At 71.7% G+C, this 16,938-nt stretch carries 15 protein-coding genes and 1 pseudogene; 9 read left to right on the plus strand and 7 right to left on the minus strand.

Going from position 1 to position 16,938, the window contains the following annotated elements:
• Positions 1-132 precede the first annotated feature (132 nt).
• On the minus strand, positions 133-1,044 hold the full coding sequence (locus tag BXA10_RS10635; protein ID WP_076470120.1) for an AraC family transcriptional regulator: 912 nt from the start codon (positions 1,042-1,044) through the stop codon (positions 133-135).
• 82 nt (positions 1,045-1,126) lie between these two features.
• Between BXA10_RS10635 and BXA10_RS10640 the strand changes: the two genes are divergently transcribed.
• Positions 1,127-2,092 carry an SDR family NAD(P)-dependent oxidoreductase gene (locus BXA10_RS10640; protein ID WP_076470121.1) on the plus strand — a complete coding sequence of 322 codons (966 nt, stop codon included), beginning with the start codon at positions 1,127-1,129 and terminating at the stop codon, positions 2,090-2,092.
• 10 nt (positions 2,093-2,102) lie between these two features.
• Here the strand turns inward: BXA10_RS10640 and BXA10_RS10645 are convergent, their stop codons facing one another.
• The 3 genes from BXA10_RS10645 to BXA10_RS10655 form a co-directional block, all read right to left on the minus strand.
• A complete protein-coding gene (locus BXA10_RS10645) occupies positions 2,103-2,777 on the minus strand; it encodes a hypothetical protein (protein WP_076470122.1) in 675 nt (224 codons plus the stop codon).
• 103 nt (positions 2,778-2,880) lie between these two features.
• The gene (yaaA, locus tag BXA10_RS10650) at positions 2,881-3,678 is read right to left on the minus strand and encodes a peroxide stress protein YaaA (protein ID WP_076470123.1); all 798 of its coding nucleotides are present in this window, start codon (positions 3,676-3,678) and stop codon (positions 2,881-2,883) included.
• A gap of 10 nt (positions 3,679-3,688) precedes the next feature.
• Entirely contained in the window at positions 3,689-5,308 is a 1,620-nt protein-coding gene (locus BXA10_RS10655; RefSeq protein WP_139337962.1) for a hypothetical protein, read from the minus strand.
• Positions 5,309-5,434: 126 nt separating this feature from the next.
• On the opposite strand from BXA10_RS10655, the gene BXA10_RS10660 reads away from it, so the two are divergent.
• The 4 genes and pseudogenes from BXA10_RS10660 to BXA10_RS10675 all read left to right on the plus strand — a co-directional run bounded on the left by BXA10_RS10660 (position 5,435) and on the right by BXA10_RS10675 (position 7,674).
• Positions 5,435-6,478 (plus strand): App1 family protein phosphatidate phosphatase, encoded by a 1,044-nt coding sequence (locus BXA10_RS10660; RefSeq protein ID WP_076470280.1) that lies wholly within the window; start codon positions 5,435-5,437, stop codon positions 6,476-6,478.
• A 137-nt stretch (positions 6,479-6,615) separates the two neighbouring features.
• Positions 6,616-6,855, plus strand: coding sequence for a hypothetical protein (locus tag BXA10_RS10665; protein WP_139337955.1), 240 nt, complete (start codon positions 6,616-6,618; stop codon positions 6,853-6,855).
• Between the two features lie 146 nt (positions 6,856-7,001).
• Positions 7,002-7,357, plus strand: a pseudogene (locus BXA10_RS10670) (type II toxin-antitoxin system RelE/ParE family toxin).
• Positions 7,354-7,674: a helix-turn-helix domain-containing protein gene (locus BXA10_RS10675; RefSeq protein WP_076470126.1), complete on the plus strand. Its 321-nt coding sequence runs from the start codon at positions 7,354-7,356 to the stop codon at positions 7,672-7,674. The pseudogene BXA10_RS10670 and the gene BXA10_RS10675 overlap by 4 nt, the downstream one beginning before the upstream one ends.
• On the opposite strand, the gene glgB is transcribed toward BXA10_RS10675, so the two are convergent.
• The gene (gene glgB, locus BXA10_RS10680) at positions 7,661-9,763 is read right to left on the minus strand and encodes a 1,4-alpha-glucan branching protein GlgB (RefSeq protein WP_076470127.1); all 2,103 of its coding nucleotides are present in this window, start codon (positions 9,761-9,763) and stop codon (positions 7,661-7,663) included. The genes BXA10_RS10675 and glgB overlap by 14 nt on opposite strands.
• The gene (locus BXA10_RS10685; protein WP_076470128.1) at positions 9,751-11,847 is read right to left on the minus strand and encodes an alpha-1,4-glucan--maltose-1-phosphate maltosyltransferase; all 2,097 of its coding nucleotides are present in this window, start codon (positions 11,845-11,847) and stop codon (positions 9,751-9,753) included. Before BXA10_RS10685 ends, glgB begins: the two co-directional genes overlap by 13 nt.
• A 102-nt stretch (positions 11,848-11,949) precedes the next feature.
• Here BXA10_RS10685 and BXA10_RS10690 point away from each other — a divergent pair, with 102 nt between their 5' ends.
• Together BXA10_RS10690 and BXA10_RS10695 are read left to right on the plus strand one after the other, a co-directional pair.
• On the plus strand, positions 11,950-12,189 hold the full coding sequence (locus BXA10_RS10690; protein ID WP_076470129.1) for an AbrB/MazE/SpoVT family DNA-binding domain-containing protein: 240 nt from the start codon (positions 11,950-11,952) through the stop codon (positions 12,187-12,189).
• Positions 12,179-12,634: a type II toxin-antitoxin system VapC family toxin gene (locus BXA10_RS10695; protein WP_076470130.1), complete on the plus strand. Its 456-nt coding sequence runs from the start codon at positions 12,179-12,181 to the stop codon at positions 12,632-12,634. Before BXA10_RS10690 ends, BXA10_RS10695 begins: the two co-directional genes overlap by 11 nt.
• Before the next feature lie 4 nt (positions 12,635-12,638).
• Here the strand turns inward: BXA10_RS10695 and glgA are convergent, their stop codons facing one another.
• Positions 12,639-13,859 (minus strand): glycogen synthase, encoded by a 1,221-nt coding sequence (glgA, locus tag BXA10_RS10700; RefSeq protein WP_076470131.1) that lies wholly within the window; start codon positions 13,857-13,859, stop codon positions 12,639-12,641.
• A 70-nt stretch (positions 13,860-13,929) separates the two neighbouring features.
• Between glgA and glgC the strand changes: the two genes are divergently transcribed.
• Both glgC and pgm read left to right on the plus strand, forming a co-directional pair.
• A complete protein-coding gene (gene glgC / locus BXA10_RS10705; RefSeq protein ID WP_076470132.1) occupies positions 13,930-15,162 on the plus strand; it encodes a glucose-1-phosphate adenylyltransferase in 1,233 nt (410 codons plus the stop codon).
• A 76-nt stretch (positions 15,163-15,238) separates the two neighbouring features.
• On the plus strand, positions 15,239-16,882 hold the full coding sequence (gene pgm, locus BXA10_RS10710) for a phosphoglucomutase (alpha-D-glucose-1,6-bisphosphate-dependent) (protein ID WP_076470281.1): 1,644 nt from the start codon (positions 15,239-15,241) through the stop codon (positions 16,880-16,882).
• Positions 16,883-16,938 lie beyond the last annotated feature (56 nt).

The raw sequence follows: 16,938 nt of genomic DNA on the forward strand, positions 1-16,938 counted from the left end.
TCACGGGCTGCACTCTGCGCCCGGCGTCCGGGCCGGCGCAACCCCCGCCGCTCCGGGTGTCGCCTGGCCGTACGGCTCGATGTGGCGTTCGCCCGGCGTGCCCGGTGCCGGCTCGGCGGTCGCTCGGGGAGTTCAGCCGGCCAGGGTGAAACGGCTGCGGTAGGCGCGCGGCGACAGACCGGTGGTGCGCTTGAACGCCACACTGAGCGCGCTCTCCGAGCCGTACCCGACCGCCCGGGCGATGCTGGCCAGGGTGTCGTCGCCGCGGCGGATCCGGTCGGCGGCGAGCTCGATCCGCCAGCCGGTGAGGTACTCCAACGGGCCCCGGCCGATGACCTCCTTGAACCGGGCGGCCAGCGTGGACCGGGAGACCACGGCGACCCGGGCCAGCTCGGCCACGGTCCACGGTTGGGCGGGGCGGGCGTGCATCGCCCGCAGTGCGGGGCCGAGCACCGGATCGGCCAGGCCGGCCAGCCAGCCGGAGCCGCCGGTGCGGGCGAGGTGCAGACGCAGCACCCGGATCAGCATGACCAGGGCGAGATGCTCGGCGACCAGCCTGCCGCCCAGCGGCTCGCCCCGCAGCTCGGCGTCGATCTCCTCGACGGCCCAGCGCACGGTCGCGGCCTCGGGCGTCGCAGCCGGCACGTGGATGACCGGTGGCAGCGCGTCCAGCAGCAGGGCACGGGCACGCTCGGTGAAGGAGAACGCGCCGCCGATGAGGAACACGCCGTCGCCGGTGCCGGCACGGGCCACGCCGTCGACGGCCGCCTGGAAGATCGGTCCGGCCGGTTCGGGTGGGATGTCCGGGGCGGCGGCCAGGGTGAACGCCCGGGGGCGGGTCAGCAGGAAGCAGTCGCCCGCGGCCAGGACCACCGGCTCGGGCACGCCGTCGACCCGCAGCAGGCAGTCGCCGCGCCGGACGGAGTTGAACTTGACGCCGGCCGGCGGGTCGAAGCGGACCGCCCAGCGGCCACCGGCCGCCAGCGCGGCGGACAGGTGGCTGGTCGCGCCGACCAGCGCGAGCACATCTTCCAACGGGTCCACGTTCGCTCCTCTGGACGCTGCCTAAAGGCTGGCGGACTCTAAACTACAGACAGTCCGACGAGTCGTTCGTAGCGTGGATGACATGAGCGACGAGACACCACTCACCACCCCGTTCACCGCCCGTACCACCGCCGCCGAGATCCTCGACGGCGTCGACCTCACCGGTCGCCGGATGATCGTCACCGGCGGGGCCTCCGGTATCGGGGTCGAAACCGTCCGCGCCCTGGCCGGGGCCGGGGCGGAGGTCACCGTCGCCACCCGCAACCCGGCCGGCGCCGACGAACTGGTGGCCGAGTTCGCCGGGCCCGGCCCCGGCGTCGTACGGGCGGCCGCCCTCGACCTGGCCGACCTGGCCTCGGTAGACGCGTTCATCGAGGGCTGGGACGGCCCGCTGCACGCGCTGGTCGCCAACGCCGGGATCATGGCGATCCCGACCCGGCAGCTCACCCCGCAGGGCTGGGAACTCCAGCTCGGCACCAACTACCTGGGCCACTTCGCGCTCGCCCGCGGCCTGCACGACAGCCTGCGCGCCGCCGGCTCGGCCCGGGTGGTCGTCGTGAGCTCCGGCGCGCACCGGCGGGAGCCGTTCGACTTCGACGACCCGCAGTTCGCGCGGCAGCCGTACGACCCGTGGTCGGCGTACGGCCGGTCGAAGACCGCGGACGTGCTGCTCGCCGTGGGCATCGCCCGGCGGTGGGCCGCCGACGGCATCGTCGCCAACGCGCTAAACCCCGGCTTCATCAACACCAACCTCCAGCGCCACATGACCGAGGAGACGCTGCGGTCGTTCGGAGTGTTGGACGAGGCGGGCAACCGGATCGACCTGCCGTACTACAAGACACCCGCCCAGGGGGCGGCGACCACCGTGCTGCTGGCGGCGTCACCACTGCTCGAAGGGATCACCGGCCGGTACTTCACCGACAACCAGGAGACCGAGGTGGTGGCCGGCGGCCCCGAGGCGACCCATGGGGTGGCCGCGCACGCGCTGGACCCGGCGAACGCCGACCGCCTCTGGGCGTACGCGGAGCAGACCCTGACCTCCCGCTGACCCGCCCCGGTCAGGCCGACTCGGCGGCCGGCGCAGGCGCCAGCGTGGTGTGCTGGAGAATCCGGCGCCGGTCCGGGCCGTCGGCCACGCTGACCAGGAAGCAGCCGGTGCCCGGTCGAAGCTCCGCCGGCACGCGGAGCAGGGCGGCGCTGCGGATCAGCACGGCGGCCAGCTCCCGGTCGGTGAGCCGTACGCCCAGGATGTGCCGGCGGACGTGCCGCCCCCCGGCGAGCAGCGCCGAGCGCCAGGCCGCGGCGGCCAGCCGGGGTACCCAGATCCGGCGCAGAGTGGACGCGCCGGGCACCGGAGCGGCGAGCAGCTCCCGGCGTCCCTGCCACCAACCGGCCTCCATCAGACGCGAGTAGCGCACGCGGTGCCTCGGCGGCACCCGCAGCCGGTGCAGTTCGTAGCGGCGGCGCAGGCCACCGAAGGCCATCTCGTGCTCGACGGGAACGTCCAGCCGCTCCAGCAGCTGCCGCATCCGTTGGGCCGCGTCCTCCCGGTTGAACTCCACCGTCGAGGCCGGAAACCGGCCTGCCGCGCGTTGCGGCCGCGATCCGGCCGGTGGTGGCATGCAGCGCAGCAGGCAGGCGGCCTCGAACGCGTCGGCCAGGGTCAGCCAGTCCAGCGGGGGCGGCGTCGCCGTGCGGCGCGGCCGTTCGAGTAGGGCGGGTTCGCGGGCCAACGGAGGTGCTCCCTTGCCGGAGTCGGGGAATTCCTACCGTGACCGGTACGCGCCGGACACGGAACCGATCCGGCCCAGCCTTGAGCAAATCTTGCGCACGCCCTTACAGCTGCGTGACCACCAGATCGACCTGTCGTGGCCGGCCGGCCGGCACCGGCTGCTCCACCACGGTGTACTTCAGCTCCCGCAGCGCGCCGATCAACTCGTCGGCGGTACGCGGCCGGACTCCGGCGAGCAGCAGGTCGCGGACCAGCCGCCCCTTGGTCGCCTTGTTGAAGTGGCTGACCACGGAGCGGACCGGCACCCCGTCCACCTCGCGTTCGTGCAGCACCCGCACGGTCACCGTCCGGTCGGCGACGTCACCACGTGGCGCCCACGTCGCGGCGTACGCGCCGGAGCGCAGGTCGAGCACCGGTCGGTCACCGGCCACCCCGGTCATCACCGGCCCCAGCACCCGCCGCCAGTACGCCGCCAGCGCACCCGGCCCGGGCAGCTTGGAACCGATGGGGCAGCGGTAGGGCGGAATCCGGTCGGTGAGGCGTACGGCACCCCAGAGCCCCGAGCTGATCAGCACCGAGCGGCGGGCCGCGCGGGTGGCGTCCGGTGGCAGCGACGGAAGGTCCAGCGCCTCGTAGAGGACCCCGGTGTAGATCCGGGCGGCCGGTGCGGTGGCGATCTGCGGCAGCCGCGCGTTGCGCCGAAGCTCGTCCCGCTGACCCTCGCTGAGCCCGAGCACGGCCCGGGCCGCCGCCTCGTCCGGCCCGCCGCAGAGGGCGACCAGCGCCGCGAGCACCTCCTCGCGGGCCGGGTTCAGCTCCGGCAGGGAGAGTTTGTCCAGGTCGAGCCGTCGGCCGGTGCCGGCGTCGGCCTTCCCCTCGGAGGGCGGCAGCAGGATGAGCACCCGGTGAAATCTACCGCCAGGGCCGCACCGGAGTCGCCGGGTGGTAGATGCGGTAGCGGCCCGCGTCGCGCACCGGTGTGGTTTCGACCCGGTCGCCCAGCAGCCCCCGCAGGTGCCGCTCCGCCGGCGAACCGGCCACCACCACGTAGCCGGGCCGGTCGGCCCGTCCCACCTGCCGCCAGTAGGGCGGGTACCGGTTCTGCCCGGGCATCAGGTTGGCGTCGACCACCCCGCAGATCACGTCCTCGTCGGTGTTGAAGACGAGCCGGTTGCAGACCCAGTAGTCCGCGTACACCTCGCGGGGACCGTCGGCGCGCAGCGTGGCGGCCAACTCCCGGGCCTCCCGCTCCTCGACGCGGGACGCAGCCAGACCGGTGGCGGCGAACTGCACGGTCACCACCAGCATGGCCGCCGCGAGCCCGGCCAGCACCCCGGTCGCCACCGCGCCGGTGAACCGGCCGAGCGCCCCCACCGTTCCCCGCCAGCAGGCCTCCGCCGCCAGCCAGAGCGGCCAGAGCACCGTCGGCAGGGAGAGTTGGAGCACCGACAGGTACCGGGCGTTCGCGATCGGGTCGGTGGCGGAGAGCGGGCTGCGCACGTACGACAGCAGCGTCAGCACCGCGCCGAGGACCAGCGCGAGATGCGCGACCCACCGGATCCGCACCGCGCGCGGCCCGCCGGCGGTGCGCCGGTACGCGATAACCGTGAACGCCGCCGAGACGACGAGCAGCAGCGGGTAGATCGCCCCGAACCATCGCTGCGACGGGGTGCAGCCGCCGATCGGGCAGAGGCCGTTGGCCAGCGGCACCCCCTCCAGCACGCCGCCCTGCAGCCGCTGCGACCACGGCGGCGACGGGCCCGCCCGGGTGCTGATCTCCCGGAACACCGACAGGGAGTCCTCGCCGGGCGGCGCGACGAGGTTGTCCCAGATCATCGGAGCGGCGCCGACCGCGAAGCCGACGACAAGCAGCACCCCGGCCCAGCCGAGAAGGTGCCGGCGCGCCGCGTAGAGCAGCAGCAGCCCGGCCACCGCCAGGTACGGCACGATCAACCAGTCCGACCAGAGCGCCAGGCCGGCGAGCAGCCCGAAGAGCCCGACGGCCAGCCGGCGCCGCCGGATCGTGCCGGTGGCCAGCCCCACCGCGATCAGCAGCATCAGCAACACCGCCGCCTTGACCTCGGCCCGGCCGCCCACCACGGTCAACTGGTCACGGACGACCCGTTCGGGACCGAGCGCCAGCAGGCCGACCACGAACGTGGCGAACCAGGGCGAGCAGATCCGTCTCATGAGCCGGTGGATCAGGTAGAGGAAGATCGCGTAGAGGACGAGCATCGGCAGCCGCAGCACCGGCCAGCTCGGCCCGGACAGTGCGATGAGCGGTGCGGCCAGGTACGACTCGAGCATCCCCATGTAGCGCTGGCCGTACAGGAAGACCGGATGCGACCGGCCCTGCGCGATGTGCAGGGCGGCGAGACCGAACGTGGCCTCGTCGCTGTTCGAAACCGGCACCGTGATCAGCGTCAGGACCAGCCGGTAGCCGACTCCGGCCAGGCCGAGCAGCAGCGCGACCAGCGCCGGCCGGTCGAGCCGCCGACGCCGGCGGTGCTGCACTGGTTGCGACACGACCACGCCCCCGTCGTCGTCCCGACCGGAGTGTTTCACGTCTGACCGGGTGGGCGTGGTCGATCAGGGCAGACCCGTCGGGCTGCGATCGCCCGCGTGGCCGCCGCCACATCGGTGTGGCAGGGTGTCAGCGTGCCACCGACCCCCACCGGCCAGCTGGCCGTTCCACGCCTGCACCGGGCGGCGCGGATCGAGGATGCCGTCCACCAGTTCTTCGAGCGCCGGTTGCGGCGCACGGGCTGGCGGATCAACATCGTCGCGTACACCTGCTACGGCGCTCCCGGCTGGGTGCGGGTGATGTGCCGGGTGCTGATCGGCCGCCCGGACACCCGCCAGCGGGCCCGGCTGGAGAAGGTCCGTGGCTGGCGCAGCTTCACCACCCTCCCGGCGAAGCACGTGACGGTCACCGTCGAGGCGGGCGGGGTACGGCACGAGACGCAGACCGACCGCAGCGGGTTCATCGACACCGTGGTCGAGGCCGAGCTGCCGCCGGGCTGGGGCACCGTACGGCTGAGCATGCCGGACGCCGAGCCGGTCGAGGCGCCCGTCCGCATCCTCGACCCGGCCGTACGCTTCGGCATCCTCTCCGACATCGACGACACGGTGATGGTGACCGCGCTGCCCCGGCCGCTGCTCGCCGCCTGGAACACGTTCGTGCTCGACGAGCACGCCCGGGCCGCCGTGCCCGGGATGGCGGTGCTCTACGAACGGCTGGTCACCGCGCACCCGGGCGCACCCGTCTTCTACCTCTCCACCGGCGCGTGGAACGTCGCGCCGACGCTCACCCGGTTCCTGTCCCGGCACCTCTACCCGGCCGGTCCGCTGCTGCTCACCGACTGGGGGCCGACGGCCGACCGCTGGTTCCGCAGCGGCATGGAACACAAGCGCAAGACCCTGGCCCGGCTGGCCCGCGAGTTCCCCGACGTGCGCTGGCTGCTGGTCGGCGACGACGGCCAGCACGACCAGGAGATCTACCGCGAGTTCGCCGCGGCCCACCCGGAGAACGTGGCCGGGGTGGCGATCCGCCGCCTCTCGCCGGCGCAGTCGGTGCTCGCCGGTAGCCTGCCCGCCCCGGCCGAGCGTCCGCACGCGTCCGGGCCGGTGGGGCAGCGGTGGTTCTCCGCCCCGGACGGCGCCGGTTTATGGAAGCTGCTGAACGAGGCGGACCTGGTCTGACGTACGCACGCGCCGATGTGCGCGTCGTGCGTGGCCTGGCCTGGCGTGGCCTGGCGTCGTCGCCGTCACCGGTGCCACCGGCGGGTTGATCATCTTCGGTATCGTCTGGCGGGCCGGTGGGCGATGAGGAGGACGGCATGGACCTCGAGGACGGCAAGACCGCGCCCAGGGATGCCACCTGTTACCACTACGGGATCAACCTGCCGTTCGGGGACGGGCAGGGGGATGTGGCCGCGCTGCTGCGGCACGTGGCGAACTCGATCGATGACCTCGCGGCGTACGGCCCGGTGGACATTGCCGGCCTGATGTACAGCAACAACGAAGTGAACGAGCACGGTGAGTGGCCGAGCATGACCGTCTTCTACCGGCTCGACTAGGGTGCCGCCGATGGCCAGGTACGTCAGGCCTTCGCTGGCGGAGGGTGCACGGGGTTGCCGGCGGTGCGGCAGTGAACGGGTGGACTTAAGGATATGCTTAACCCGCTGAGCTGATCCGAGGAGGCGGCCTGCACTGGGAGATCTTGATGACGGCCCAGGTCGAGAGCTTCCTTGACGATCTTTACGCGGCGGACCGGACCAGCCATCGGCTGGTGAATCAAGCGATCCTCGTACTTGGCGAAACGGCCCCACCGAAGGGCGGCCCCTCGTGGATACCGTTACCGCGTCGAGGATCTCGAACATGAAGGAGTTGCGGCCGCCGTCGAGTGGACGTACGGAGATCAGGATTTTGTTCGTGCTTGATCCGTGGCGCTCCGCGATTTTGTTGGTCGCCGGCGACAAGGCGGGGCAGTGGAGCCGGTGGTATCGAGAGGCGATACCTGAGGCGGAGGATTTGTACGCGACCTACCTGAAGGAACGTGAGAGGGAGTCGGGGCGATGAGTGAAGTCCGTCGTTGGCGGGAGTCCGGGCATCTGGAGCGTTCGGTGGAGACGGCTGGCGGTCAGGATGCGTTCGATGCCGCGATGGGAAAGATGCTCGACGAGGCGCGGGGCTGGCGGCTGGCGGACCTGCGGAAGCGGCGCGGCCTGACGCAGGAGCAGGTCGCCGACCGGATGAACGTTTCGACGGCACGGATCTCGCAGATCGAAAGCGGTGCGGTCTCCACGCAGGACGTGCTCAACCGGTATATCGAAGCCCTCGGCGGCACCTTGAAGCTCATCGCCGACTTCGGCGACGAGCAACTCAAGGTTGCCTGAGCCAGAGGACGCCGAGCGGCGGCACCTGGAGCGCCGCGGACGCCGCTAGCCCGTGCCACGGCACGTCCTCGGCGTGCACCTCCCCCATGTTCCCCACCCCGGAGCCGCCGTACGGCTGGGCGTCGGTGTTGAGCACCTCTTGCCAGGTGCCGGTGGCGGGCAGGCCGATCCGGTAGTCGTGCAGCGGCAGCGCGGAGAAGTTGGCCACGCAGACCAGCGTCTGCCCGTCGGGGGCGATCCGGATGAACGAGACGGTGTTGTTGGCGACGTCGTCCCCGGCGATCCAGCGGAACCCGGCCGGGTCGGTGTCCTGCGCCCAGAGCGCCGGAGTCTCCCGGTAGCGGCGGTTCAGGTCGGCGACGAGGCGCTGCACGCCGGCCCGCGCCGGGTCGTGCAGCAGGTACCAGTCGAGGCCGCGCTCCTCGCTCCACTCCCGGTCGTCGCCCAGCTCGCAGCCCATGAAGAGCAGCTGCTTGCCCGGATGCGCCCACATGTACGCCAGCAGGGCGCGCACGTTCGCCAGCTTCTGCCAGGTGTCGCCGGGCATCTTGCCGACCAGCGAACCCTTGCCGTGCACCACCTCGTCGTGGCTGATCGGCAGCACGTAGTTCTCGCTCCAGGCGTACGCCAGGGAGAAGGTCAGCTGGTGGTGATGGTGTTGGCGGTAGATCGGGTCCTTCGACGTGTAGAGCAGGGTGTCGTGCATCCAGCCCATGTTCCACTTGAACCCGAAGCCCAGCCCGCCGTCCGAGGTCGCTCGGGTCACCCCCGGCCAGGCCGTCGACTCCTCGGCGACCATCAGCACCCCCGGGTGGTGCTTGTAGACGGTCGCGTTGACCTCCTGAAGGAAGGCGATGGCCTCCAGGTGCTCCCGGCCGCCGTACTGGTTGGGCGCCCACTGCCCCTCCGGACGGGAGTAGTCCAGGTAGAGCATCGAGGCGACGGCGTCGACCCGCAGCCCGTCGACGTGGAACTCGTCCAGCCAGTAGAGCGCGTTGGCGACCAGGAAGTTGCGCACCTCCCGGCGGCCGAAGTCGAAGACGTACGTGCCCCAGTCGGGGTGCTCGCCGCGGCGCGGATCGGGGTGCTCGTACAGCGGAGTGCCGTCGAAGCGGGCGAGGGCCCACTCGTCGCGGGGGAAGTGCGCCGGCACCCAGTCGAGGATCACGCCGATCCCGGCCGCATGCAGCCGGTCCACCAGGTGACGGAAGTCGTCCGGGTCGCCGAAGCGGGACGTCGGGGCGTAGTAGCCGCTGACCTGGTAGCCCCAGGAGCCGCCGAACGGATGCTCCATCACCGGCAGGAACTCCACGTGGGTGAAGCCCAGCCCGGTGACGTACTCGGTCAGCTCCTCGGCCAGCTCACGGTAGCCGAGACCGGGCCGCCACGAGCCGAGGTGCACCTCGTACACGCTCATCGGCTCCTGGTGCGGTTGGGTCTTCGCCCGCCGGTCCAGCCAGGCGGCGTCGGACCACTCGTACGTCGAGCGGTGCACCACCGACGCGGTGGCCGGCGGCACCTCCGCGTACGCGGCGAGCGGGTCGGCCTTGTCCCGCCAGTGACCGTCGGCGCCCAGCACCCGGTACTTGTAGCGGGCTCCGACCGACACCCCCGGCACGAAGATCTCCCACACGCCGCTGGAGCCGAGCGAACGCATCGGCCAGCCGTCGTCCGGCGCCCAGCCGGCGAACTCGCCGACCACCCGCACGCCGCGCGCGTTCGGCGCCCACACGGTAAACGCGACGCCCTCGTCGAAGACCCGCGCGCCCAGCGCCTCCCACAGTCGCTCGTGCCGTCCCTCGCCGATCAGGTGCAGGTCCAGCTCACCGAGGGTGGGCGGGTAGCGGTACGGGTCGTCGTGCGTCGTACCGTCCACCTCTACCCGGTAGTCGAGCACGGTGCCCGGCACGGTGGTCTCGAAGACCCCGGCGTCGTGGACCCGCTTCATCGGGTGCCGCTCGCCGTCGACCAGCACGGCCACGTCGGCCGCGCCCCGGCGCAGCGTACGGATCGTGGTGCTGCCGTCGGCCGGGTGCGCGCCGAGCACCGAGTGCGGGTCGTGGAGGTGGCCGGCGATCAGCTGGTCCATCGGAGCTCGTCCTTCTGGGCAGGGGTGGTCGGGGCGGTGCCGCCGGAGAGGTCCTCGGGAACGGACTCGGTGCTGAGCTGCGCCGGGGCGGTGGAGACGTCGGCCGGCGTGCCGGGCGGGGCCGGGCGGCGCACGGTGAGCACGTGCGCGGGTTGCAGGTACGGGTCGAGCCGCACCGCGTTGCGCTGCCCCCAGTCGTAGCTGGCGCCGGTCAGCTCGTCGTGCACCGTGAACCGTTCGTGCCAGTCCAGACCGAGCGCCGGCATGTCGAGCGTGGTGTTGCCCCACTGCACCCCGGTGGAGTCGAACGAGCAGACCACGATCACCGTGTCGCCGGTGTCGGCGTCCCGTTTGGACCAGCAGAGCAGCGCCGGATTGTCGATGTCGTGGAAGCGCAGGTTGCGCAGCCGGCGCAGCGCCGGGTGTTCCCGCCGGACCCGGTTGAGGGTGGCGACGAACGGGGCCAGCGAGCGGCCCTGCTCCTGCGCGCCGGCCCAGTCGCGGGGGCGCAGCTCGTACTTCTCGTTGTCCAGGTACTCCTCGGCGCCGGGGCGGGCCACGTGCTCGAAGAGTTCGAAGCCCGCGTACATGCCCCAGGAGGGGGAGAGCAGCGCGGCCAGCACCGCCCGGATCTTGAACATCGGCGGGCCGCCGTGCTGCAACGACTCGTGCAGGATGTCCGGGGTGTTCGGCCAGAAGTTCGGCCGCATGTAGTCGGCCGCCGCGACCAGCTCCTCGCAGTACTCCCGCATCTCGGCGGCCGTCGTGCGCCAGGTGAAGTAGGTGTACGACTGCGTGAAGCCGATCCTGCCGAGGCCGTGCATGATCGCCGGCCGGGTGAACGCCTCGGCGAGGAAGAGCACATCCGGCTCGACCTGCTTGACCTCGCGGATCAACCAGTGCCAGAAGTCGAACGGCTTGGTGTGCGGGTTGTCCACCCGGAAGATCCGGATGCCCTCGCCGACCCAGTGCAGCACCACCCGCAGGATCTCCGCCCGGATGCCCTCCGGGTCGTTGTCGAAGTTCAGCGGGTAGATGTCCTGGTACTTCTTCGGCGGGTTCTCCGCGTACGCGATCGTGCCGTCGGCCCGCGTGGTGAACCACTCCGGATGCTCGGTGACCCACGGGTGGTCCGGCGCGCACTGCAACGCCAGGTCCATCGCCACCTCCAGGCCCTGCTCGGCCGCGGCCGCGACGAAGTCGCGGAAGTCCTCCGCCGTACCCAGGTCGGGGTGGATCGCGTCGTGGCCGCCCTCCGCGGCGCCGATGGCCCACGGCGAGCCGACGTCGTCCGGCCCGGCGGTGAGCGAGTTGTTGGGGCCCTTGCGGTTGACCCGGCCGATCGGGTGGATCGGCGGCAGGTAGAGCACGTCGAAGCCCATCGCGGCCACGCCCGGCAGCCGCTCCGTCGCGGTGGCGAAGGTGCCGGAGCGGGCCGGCGCGTCGACGGTGGCCGGCACCGCACCCTCGGAACGGGGGAAGAACTCGTACCAGGCGGAGAAGAGCGCCCGTTCCCGGTCCACCCAGAGCCGGTGCTCGTCGCCGACGGTGACCAGCTCCCGCACCGGGTGGGCCCAGAGCAGGTCGGCCAGCTCCAACGCCGGCTCGACCCGCTGCGACAGCTCCCGGTCGGTGTCGCGCAGCGCGGCGGCCGCCCGGGCCACCCGCTGCCGCTGCGTGGCCGGCACGCCCGGCGCGGCCGCGTCCAGCAGCTGTGCGCCCTCGGCCAGGTCGTTGGCGAGATCCGCCGGCCCCTGCCCGGCGGCGAGCTTCTTCGTCACCGCGTTCTGCCAGGTGAGGTACGGGTCGTGGAACGCCTCCACGTGGAACGTCCAGTCACCCACCGCGTCCGGCCGGATGACGGCGTGCCAGCGATCCTGACCCGGCTCGCCCGGGTGCATCCGCGTGAACGGCCTGGCCGCGCCGTCCGGGCCGGACCACACCACGTTGCAGCCGAGCGCGTCGTGCCCCTCGCGGTAGGCCCGCGCCGCCACCGGCACCAGCTCGCCGACCACGGCCTTCGCCGGATAGCGACCGCAGGAGACGACGGGGGAGACGTCTTCGATCGGGAACCGTCCACTCACCGGTTCAACCTACTGTCTGTGCCCGCTTCGCGCTCAGGTCAATTGTGATGCCGGACCGGCAGGATGACACGTATCATACGTAATACGTAATAGGGAGGTGTCGTGAAGCTGAACAGCAAGGGGCAGGTCACCATCCCGGCGGCCCTGCGGGCCCGGCACGGGTTGCACGAGGGCGACGAGGTCGACGTCGTGGAGGAGGATGGTGCGCTCCGCATCGTCCGGGTCACCGGTGCCGAGAGCAGGGGTCAGCGCCTGATCCGGCACATGCGCGGCCGCGGCGGCGCGAAGCAGACCGAGGGCATGTCCACCGACGAGCTGATGGAGTTGCTGCGTGGCGAATGAGCGCCTCCGATCCGTTCCCGCCAGGCCCGCCGACACCGCGACCACCCTGGTCGACACCAACGTCCTGCTGGACATCTTCACCGAGGACCCGCGATGGGCGCGGTGGTCGGGCGACGCCCTCGCCGCCGCCCGGGACGACGGCGCCCTCGTCGTCAACCCGATCGTGTACGCCGAGGTGTCGGTCCGTTTCGCCAGCATCGAGGAGCTCGACGACGCGTTGCCCGCAGCGGACTTCCTCCGCGAGGAGTTGCCGTACCCTGCAGGGTTCCTGGCCGGCAAGGCGTACGCGATGTATCGAGGCCACGGCGGGACGAAGCGATCGCCGCTGGCGGACTTCTACATCGGAGCGCACGCCGCGGTGTGCCGATACCGGCTGCTGACCCGCGACGACACGCGCTACCGCACGTACTTTCCCACGCTTGAGCTGATCTCGCCCGGCCGGTAGCCGTTCAGCCCGCCGCACCCACCGACCGGTAGATCTCCAACGTCCGGGACGCGATCGCGTCCCAGGAGAAGTGCTCCACCGCGCGCTGCCGTCCCGCCGCGCCGAACGCGGCAATCCGCTCCGGGTCAGCCAGCAGCTCGTTCATCCGCGCGGCGAAGTCGGCGACGAAACGCTGCGGATCCAGCGGTCGCCCGGAGCCGTCCTCGGCCTGCTCGATGGGGACCAGCAGACCCGTCTCCCCGGCGGCCACCACCTCCGGGATACCGCCGGTCGCGGTCGCCACCACCGCCGTCTCGCACGCCATCGCCTCCAGGTTCACGATGCCCATCGGCTCGTAGATCGACGGGCAGGCGAAGATCGTGGCGTGGGTGAGGACCTGGATCACCTCGTGCTTCGGCAGCATCTCGGCCACCCAGATCACCCCGGACCGGTTCGCCCGCAGCTCCGCGACGAGCCCCTCCACCTCGGCCGCGATCTCCGCCGTGTCCGGTGCGCCGGCGAGCAGCACCAACTGGGTGTCCGCCGGCAGTTCCCGGGCGGCGCGCAACAGGTACGGCAGCCCCTTCTGCCGGGTGATCCGGCCGACGTAGACCACGCTGGGCAGAGCCGGGTCGATGCCGAGCCGGTCGAGCACGTCCGTGCCCGGATCCGGTGCGTACTGCGCCGTGTCGATGCCGTTGTAGACCACCCGCACCCGGTCCGGGTCGACCTCGGGGTACGCGGTGAGCACGTCCCGCCGCATCCCCTCGCTCACCGCGATGACCGCGTCGGCCGCCAGCACCGCCGTGCGCTCGCACCACGACGAGAGGGCGTAGCCGCCGCCGAGCTGCTCGGCCTTCCACGGCCGCAGCGGCTCCAGGCTGTGCGCGGTGACCACGTGCGGCACCCCGTGCAGCAGCTTCGCGGTGTGTCCCGCCAGGTTCGCGTACCAGGTGTGGCTGTGCACCACGTCGGTGCCGGCGCAACCCGCGGCCATCTCCAGGTCCACGCCCATCGTGCGCAGCGCGGCGTTCGCCCCGGTCAGCCCCGGCGGCTCGGCGTACGCGGTGACGCCCGGCTCGGTGCGCGGCAGGCCGAAGCAGTGCACCCGTACGTCGGCGAGGCGCCGCAGCTCCCGGGAAAGGTACTCGACGTGGACGCCGGCCCCGCCGTACACCTCCGGCGGGTATTCGCGGGTGAGCAGGTCGACGCGGAGCTGTCCGGCCGCGGGGGCGGAGTCGGTCATTCCCGCACCCTAGTGCAGAAGTCCGACCGTACGAGTGGTGAAGTTCCACAGGGCTGGTTAGCGTCTCACCATGGCTGCCAAGGTGCTCGCGATCGTCCTGGCCGGTGGAGAAGGCAAGCGCCTGATGCCGCTGACCGCGGACCGGGCCAAGCCGGCCGTCCCGTTCGGCGGGATGTACCGCATGGTCGATTTCGTCCTCTCCAACCTCGCCAACGCCGGCTATCTCAAAATCGTGGTGCTGACCCAGTACAAGTCGCACTCCCTCGACCGGCACATCACCAAGACCTGGCGGATGTCGACGCTGCTCGGCAACTACGTCACCCCCGTGCCCGCGCAGCAGCGCCGCGGACCGTGGTGGTTCGCCGGCTCGGCCGACGCCATCTACCAGAGCTTCAACCTGATCAACGACGAGCAGCCCGACTACGTGATCGTCTTCGGCGCCGACCACATCTACCGGATGGACCCCCGGCAGATGGTGGAGGACCACATCGCCTCCGGCGCCGGCGTCACGGTCGCCGGGATCCGGCAACCGCTGTCGATGGCCGACCAGTTCGGCGTCATCGAGGTCGGCGAGGACGGCCGGCGCATCCGGGCCTTCCGCGAGAAGCCCACCGACGCGGTGGGCCTGCCCGACGCGCCCGACCAGATCTACGCCTCCATGGGCAACTACGTCTTCACCACCAAGGCGCTCTGCGAAGCGGTGGAGCGCGACGCGGAGGACACGACCAGCAAGCACGACATGGGCGGCAGCATCATCCCGATGCTTGTCGAGCGGGGCGAGGCGAACGTCTACGACTTCAAGGACAACGAGGTGCCCGGCAGCACCGACCGCGACCGCGGCTACTGGCGGGACGTGGGGACGCTCGACTCCTTCTACGACGCGCACATGGACCTGATCAACGTGCACCCGGTCTTCAACCTCTACAACTTCGACTGGCCCATCTACACCGAGCAGCCCCCGTACCCACCGGCCAAGTTCGTCCACCAGTGGGGGGAACGGGTCGGCCGGGCGGTCGGTTCGCTGGTCTCGCCCGGTGCGGTGATCTCCGGCTCACTCGTCGAGAACTCGGTCGTCTCCCCGAAGGTCCGGGTGCACTCGTGGGCCCACGTCGACGGCGCGGTGCTCATGGAGGGCGTGGAGATCGGCCGGCACGCCGTGGTCCGCCGCGCGATCCTCGACAAGAACGTCTTCGTGCCCGAGGGCGCCGAGATCGGCGTCGACCTGGAGAAGGACCGGCAACGCTATGTTGTCTCCGACAATGGGGTCGTGGTGATCGGCAAGGGACAGCGGGTAGAGCCCTGACGTCGTCGCCGTACGCATGGAATCGGCCGCCGCCGGGAAGAAGGCGGCGTCCACCCCGTCCGAGGAGGTTGCCGCAGTGGCCCACCCCCGTGCCGGCCAGCCGGCCCAGCCCGCCGACCTGGTCGACGTGCCCCGGCTGATCACCGCCTACTACGCCGAGCACCCCGACCCGGGGGATCCGGCGCAGCAGGTCTCCTTCGGCACCTCCGGCCACCGGGGGTCGAGCCTGCGCCGCGCGTTCAACTCCGACCACATCGTCGCGGTCACCCAGGCGCTCTGCGACTACCGGCGGGCACACGGCGTCGACGGGCCGCTCTTCCTCGGCCGGGACACGCACGCCCTGTCCACGCCGGCCGCGGTGGACGCGCTGGAGGTGCTCGCCGCCAACGACGTCACCGTGCTGCTCGACAGCCGCGACGGCTACACGCCCACCCCCGCCGTGTCGCACGCCATCCTCACCCACAACCGGGGACGTACCAGCGGCCTCGCCGACGGGATCGTGATCACCCCGTCGCACAACCCGCCCGACGACGGCGGGTTCAAGTACAACCCGACCCACGGCGGGCCGGCCGACACCGATGCCACGAAGTGGATCCAGGACCGGGCCAACGCCATCCTCGCGGGCGGGCTCGCCGAGGTCCGGCGGATCCCGTACTCCCGGGCCCGCGCCGCCGACACCACCGGCGAGTACGACTTCCTCGGCAGTTACGTCGACGACCTGCCGGCGGCGATCGACCTGGACGCGATCCGCGCGGCCGGGGTACGCATCGGCGCGGACCCGTTGGGCGGGGCGAGCGTCGCCTACTGGGGTGAGATCGCGCAGCGACACCGCCTCGACCTCACCGTCATCAACCCGACGGTCGACCCGACCTGGCGGTTCATGACCCTCGACGGCGACGGCAAGATCCGAATGGACTGCTCCTCGCCGAACGCGATGGCGTCGCTGATCGCCGCCCGCGCCGACTACCAGGTCTCCACCGGCAACGACGCGGACGCCGACCGGCACGGCATCGTCACCCCCGACGGCGGCCTGATGAACCCCAACCACTACCTGGCAGTGGCGATCGGCCACCTGTTCCGGACCCGGGAGCAGTGGGGTCCGGCCGCCGCCGTCGGCAAGACGCTGGTCTCCTCGTCGATGATCGACCGGGTCGCGGCCGACCTCGGCCGCCCGCTGCTGGAGGTGCCGGTCGGGTTCAAGTGGTTCGTGCCCGGCCTGCTCGACGGGGCGGTCGGCTTCGGCGGCGAGGAGAGCGCCGGGGCGTCGTTCCTGCGCCGCGACGGCGGCACCTGGACCACCGACAAGGACGGCATCCTGCTCTGCCTACTCGCCTCGGAGATCATCGCGTCGACCGGCCGGACGCCCAGCGAACACTGGACCGAGCTGGCCGAGCGCTTCGGCGCGCCCGCGTACGCCCGCATCGACGCCCCCGCCACCCGGGAGGAGAAGGCCGTGCTGAGCAAGCTCTCCCCGGAGCAGGTGGACGCCACCGAGCTGGCCGGTGAGCCGATCACCGCCACCCTCACCACCGCACCCGGCAACGGCGCCCCGATCGGCGGGCTGAAGGTCACCACCGAGTCCGGCTGGTTCGCGGCCCGTCCGTCCGGCACCGAGGACGTCTACAAGATCTACGCGGAGTCGTTCCAGGGTCCGGAGCACCTGACCCGGATCCAGCAGGAGGCGAAGGACCTGGTCACCGAGGTGCTCAAGCAGGCCTGACCTGTCGGGCGGCATCACCCACCCTAGCCCGCTTCGTTAGCCCTGGTGTTTGCATG

The sequence above is a fragment of the Micromonospora avicenniae genome, from assembly GCF_900156065.1.
Lineage (GTDB): Bacteria > Actinomycetota > Actinomycetes > Mycobacteriales > Micromonosporaceae > Micromonospora > Micromonospora avicenniae.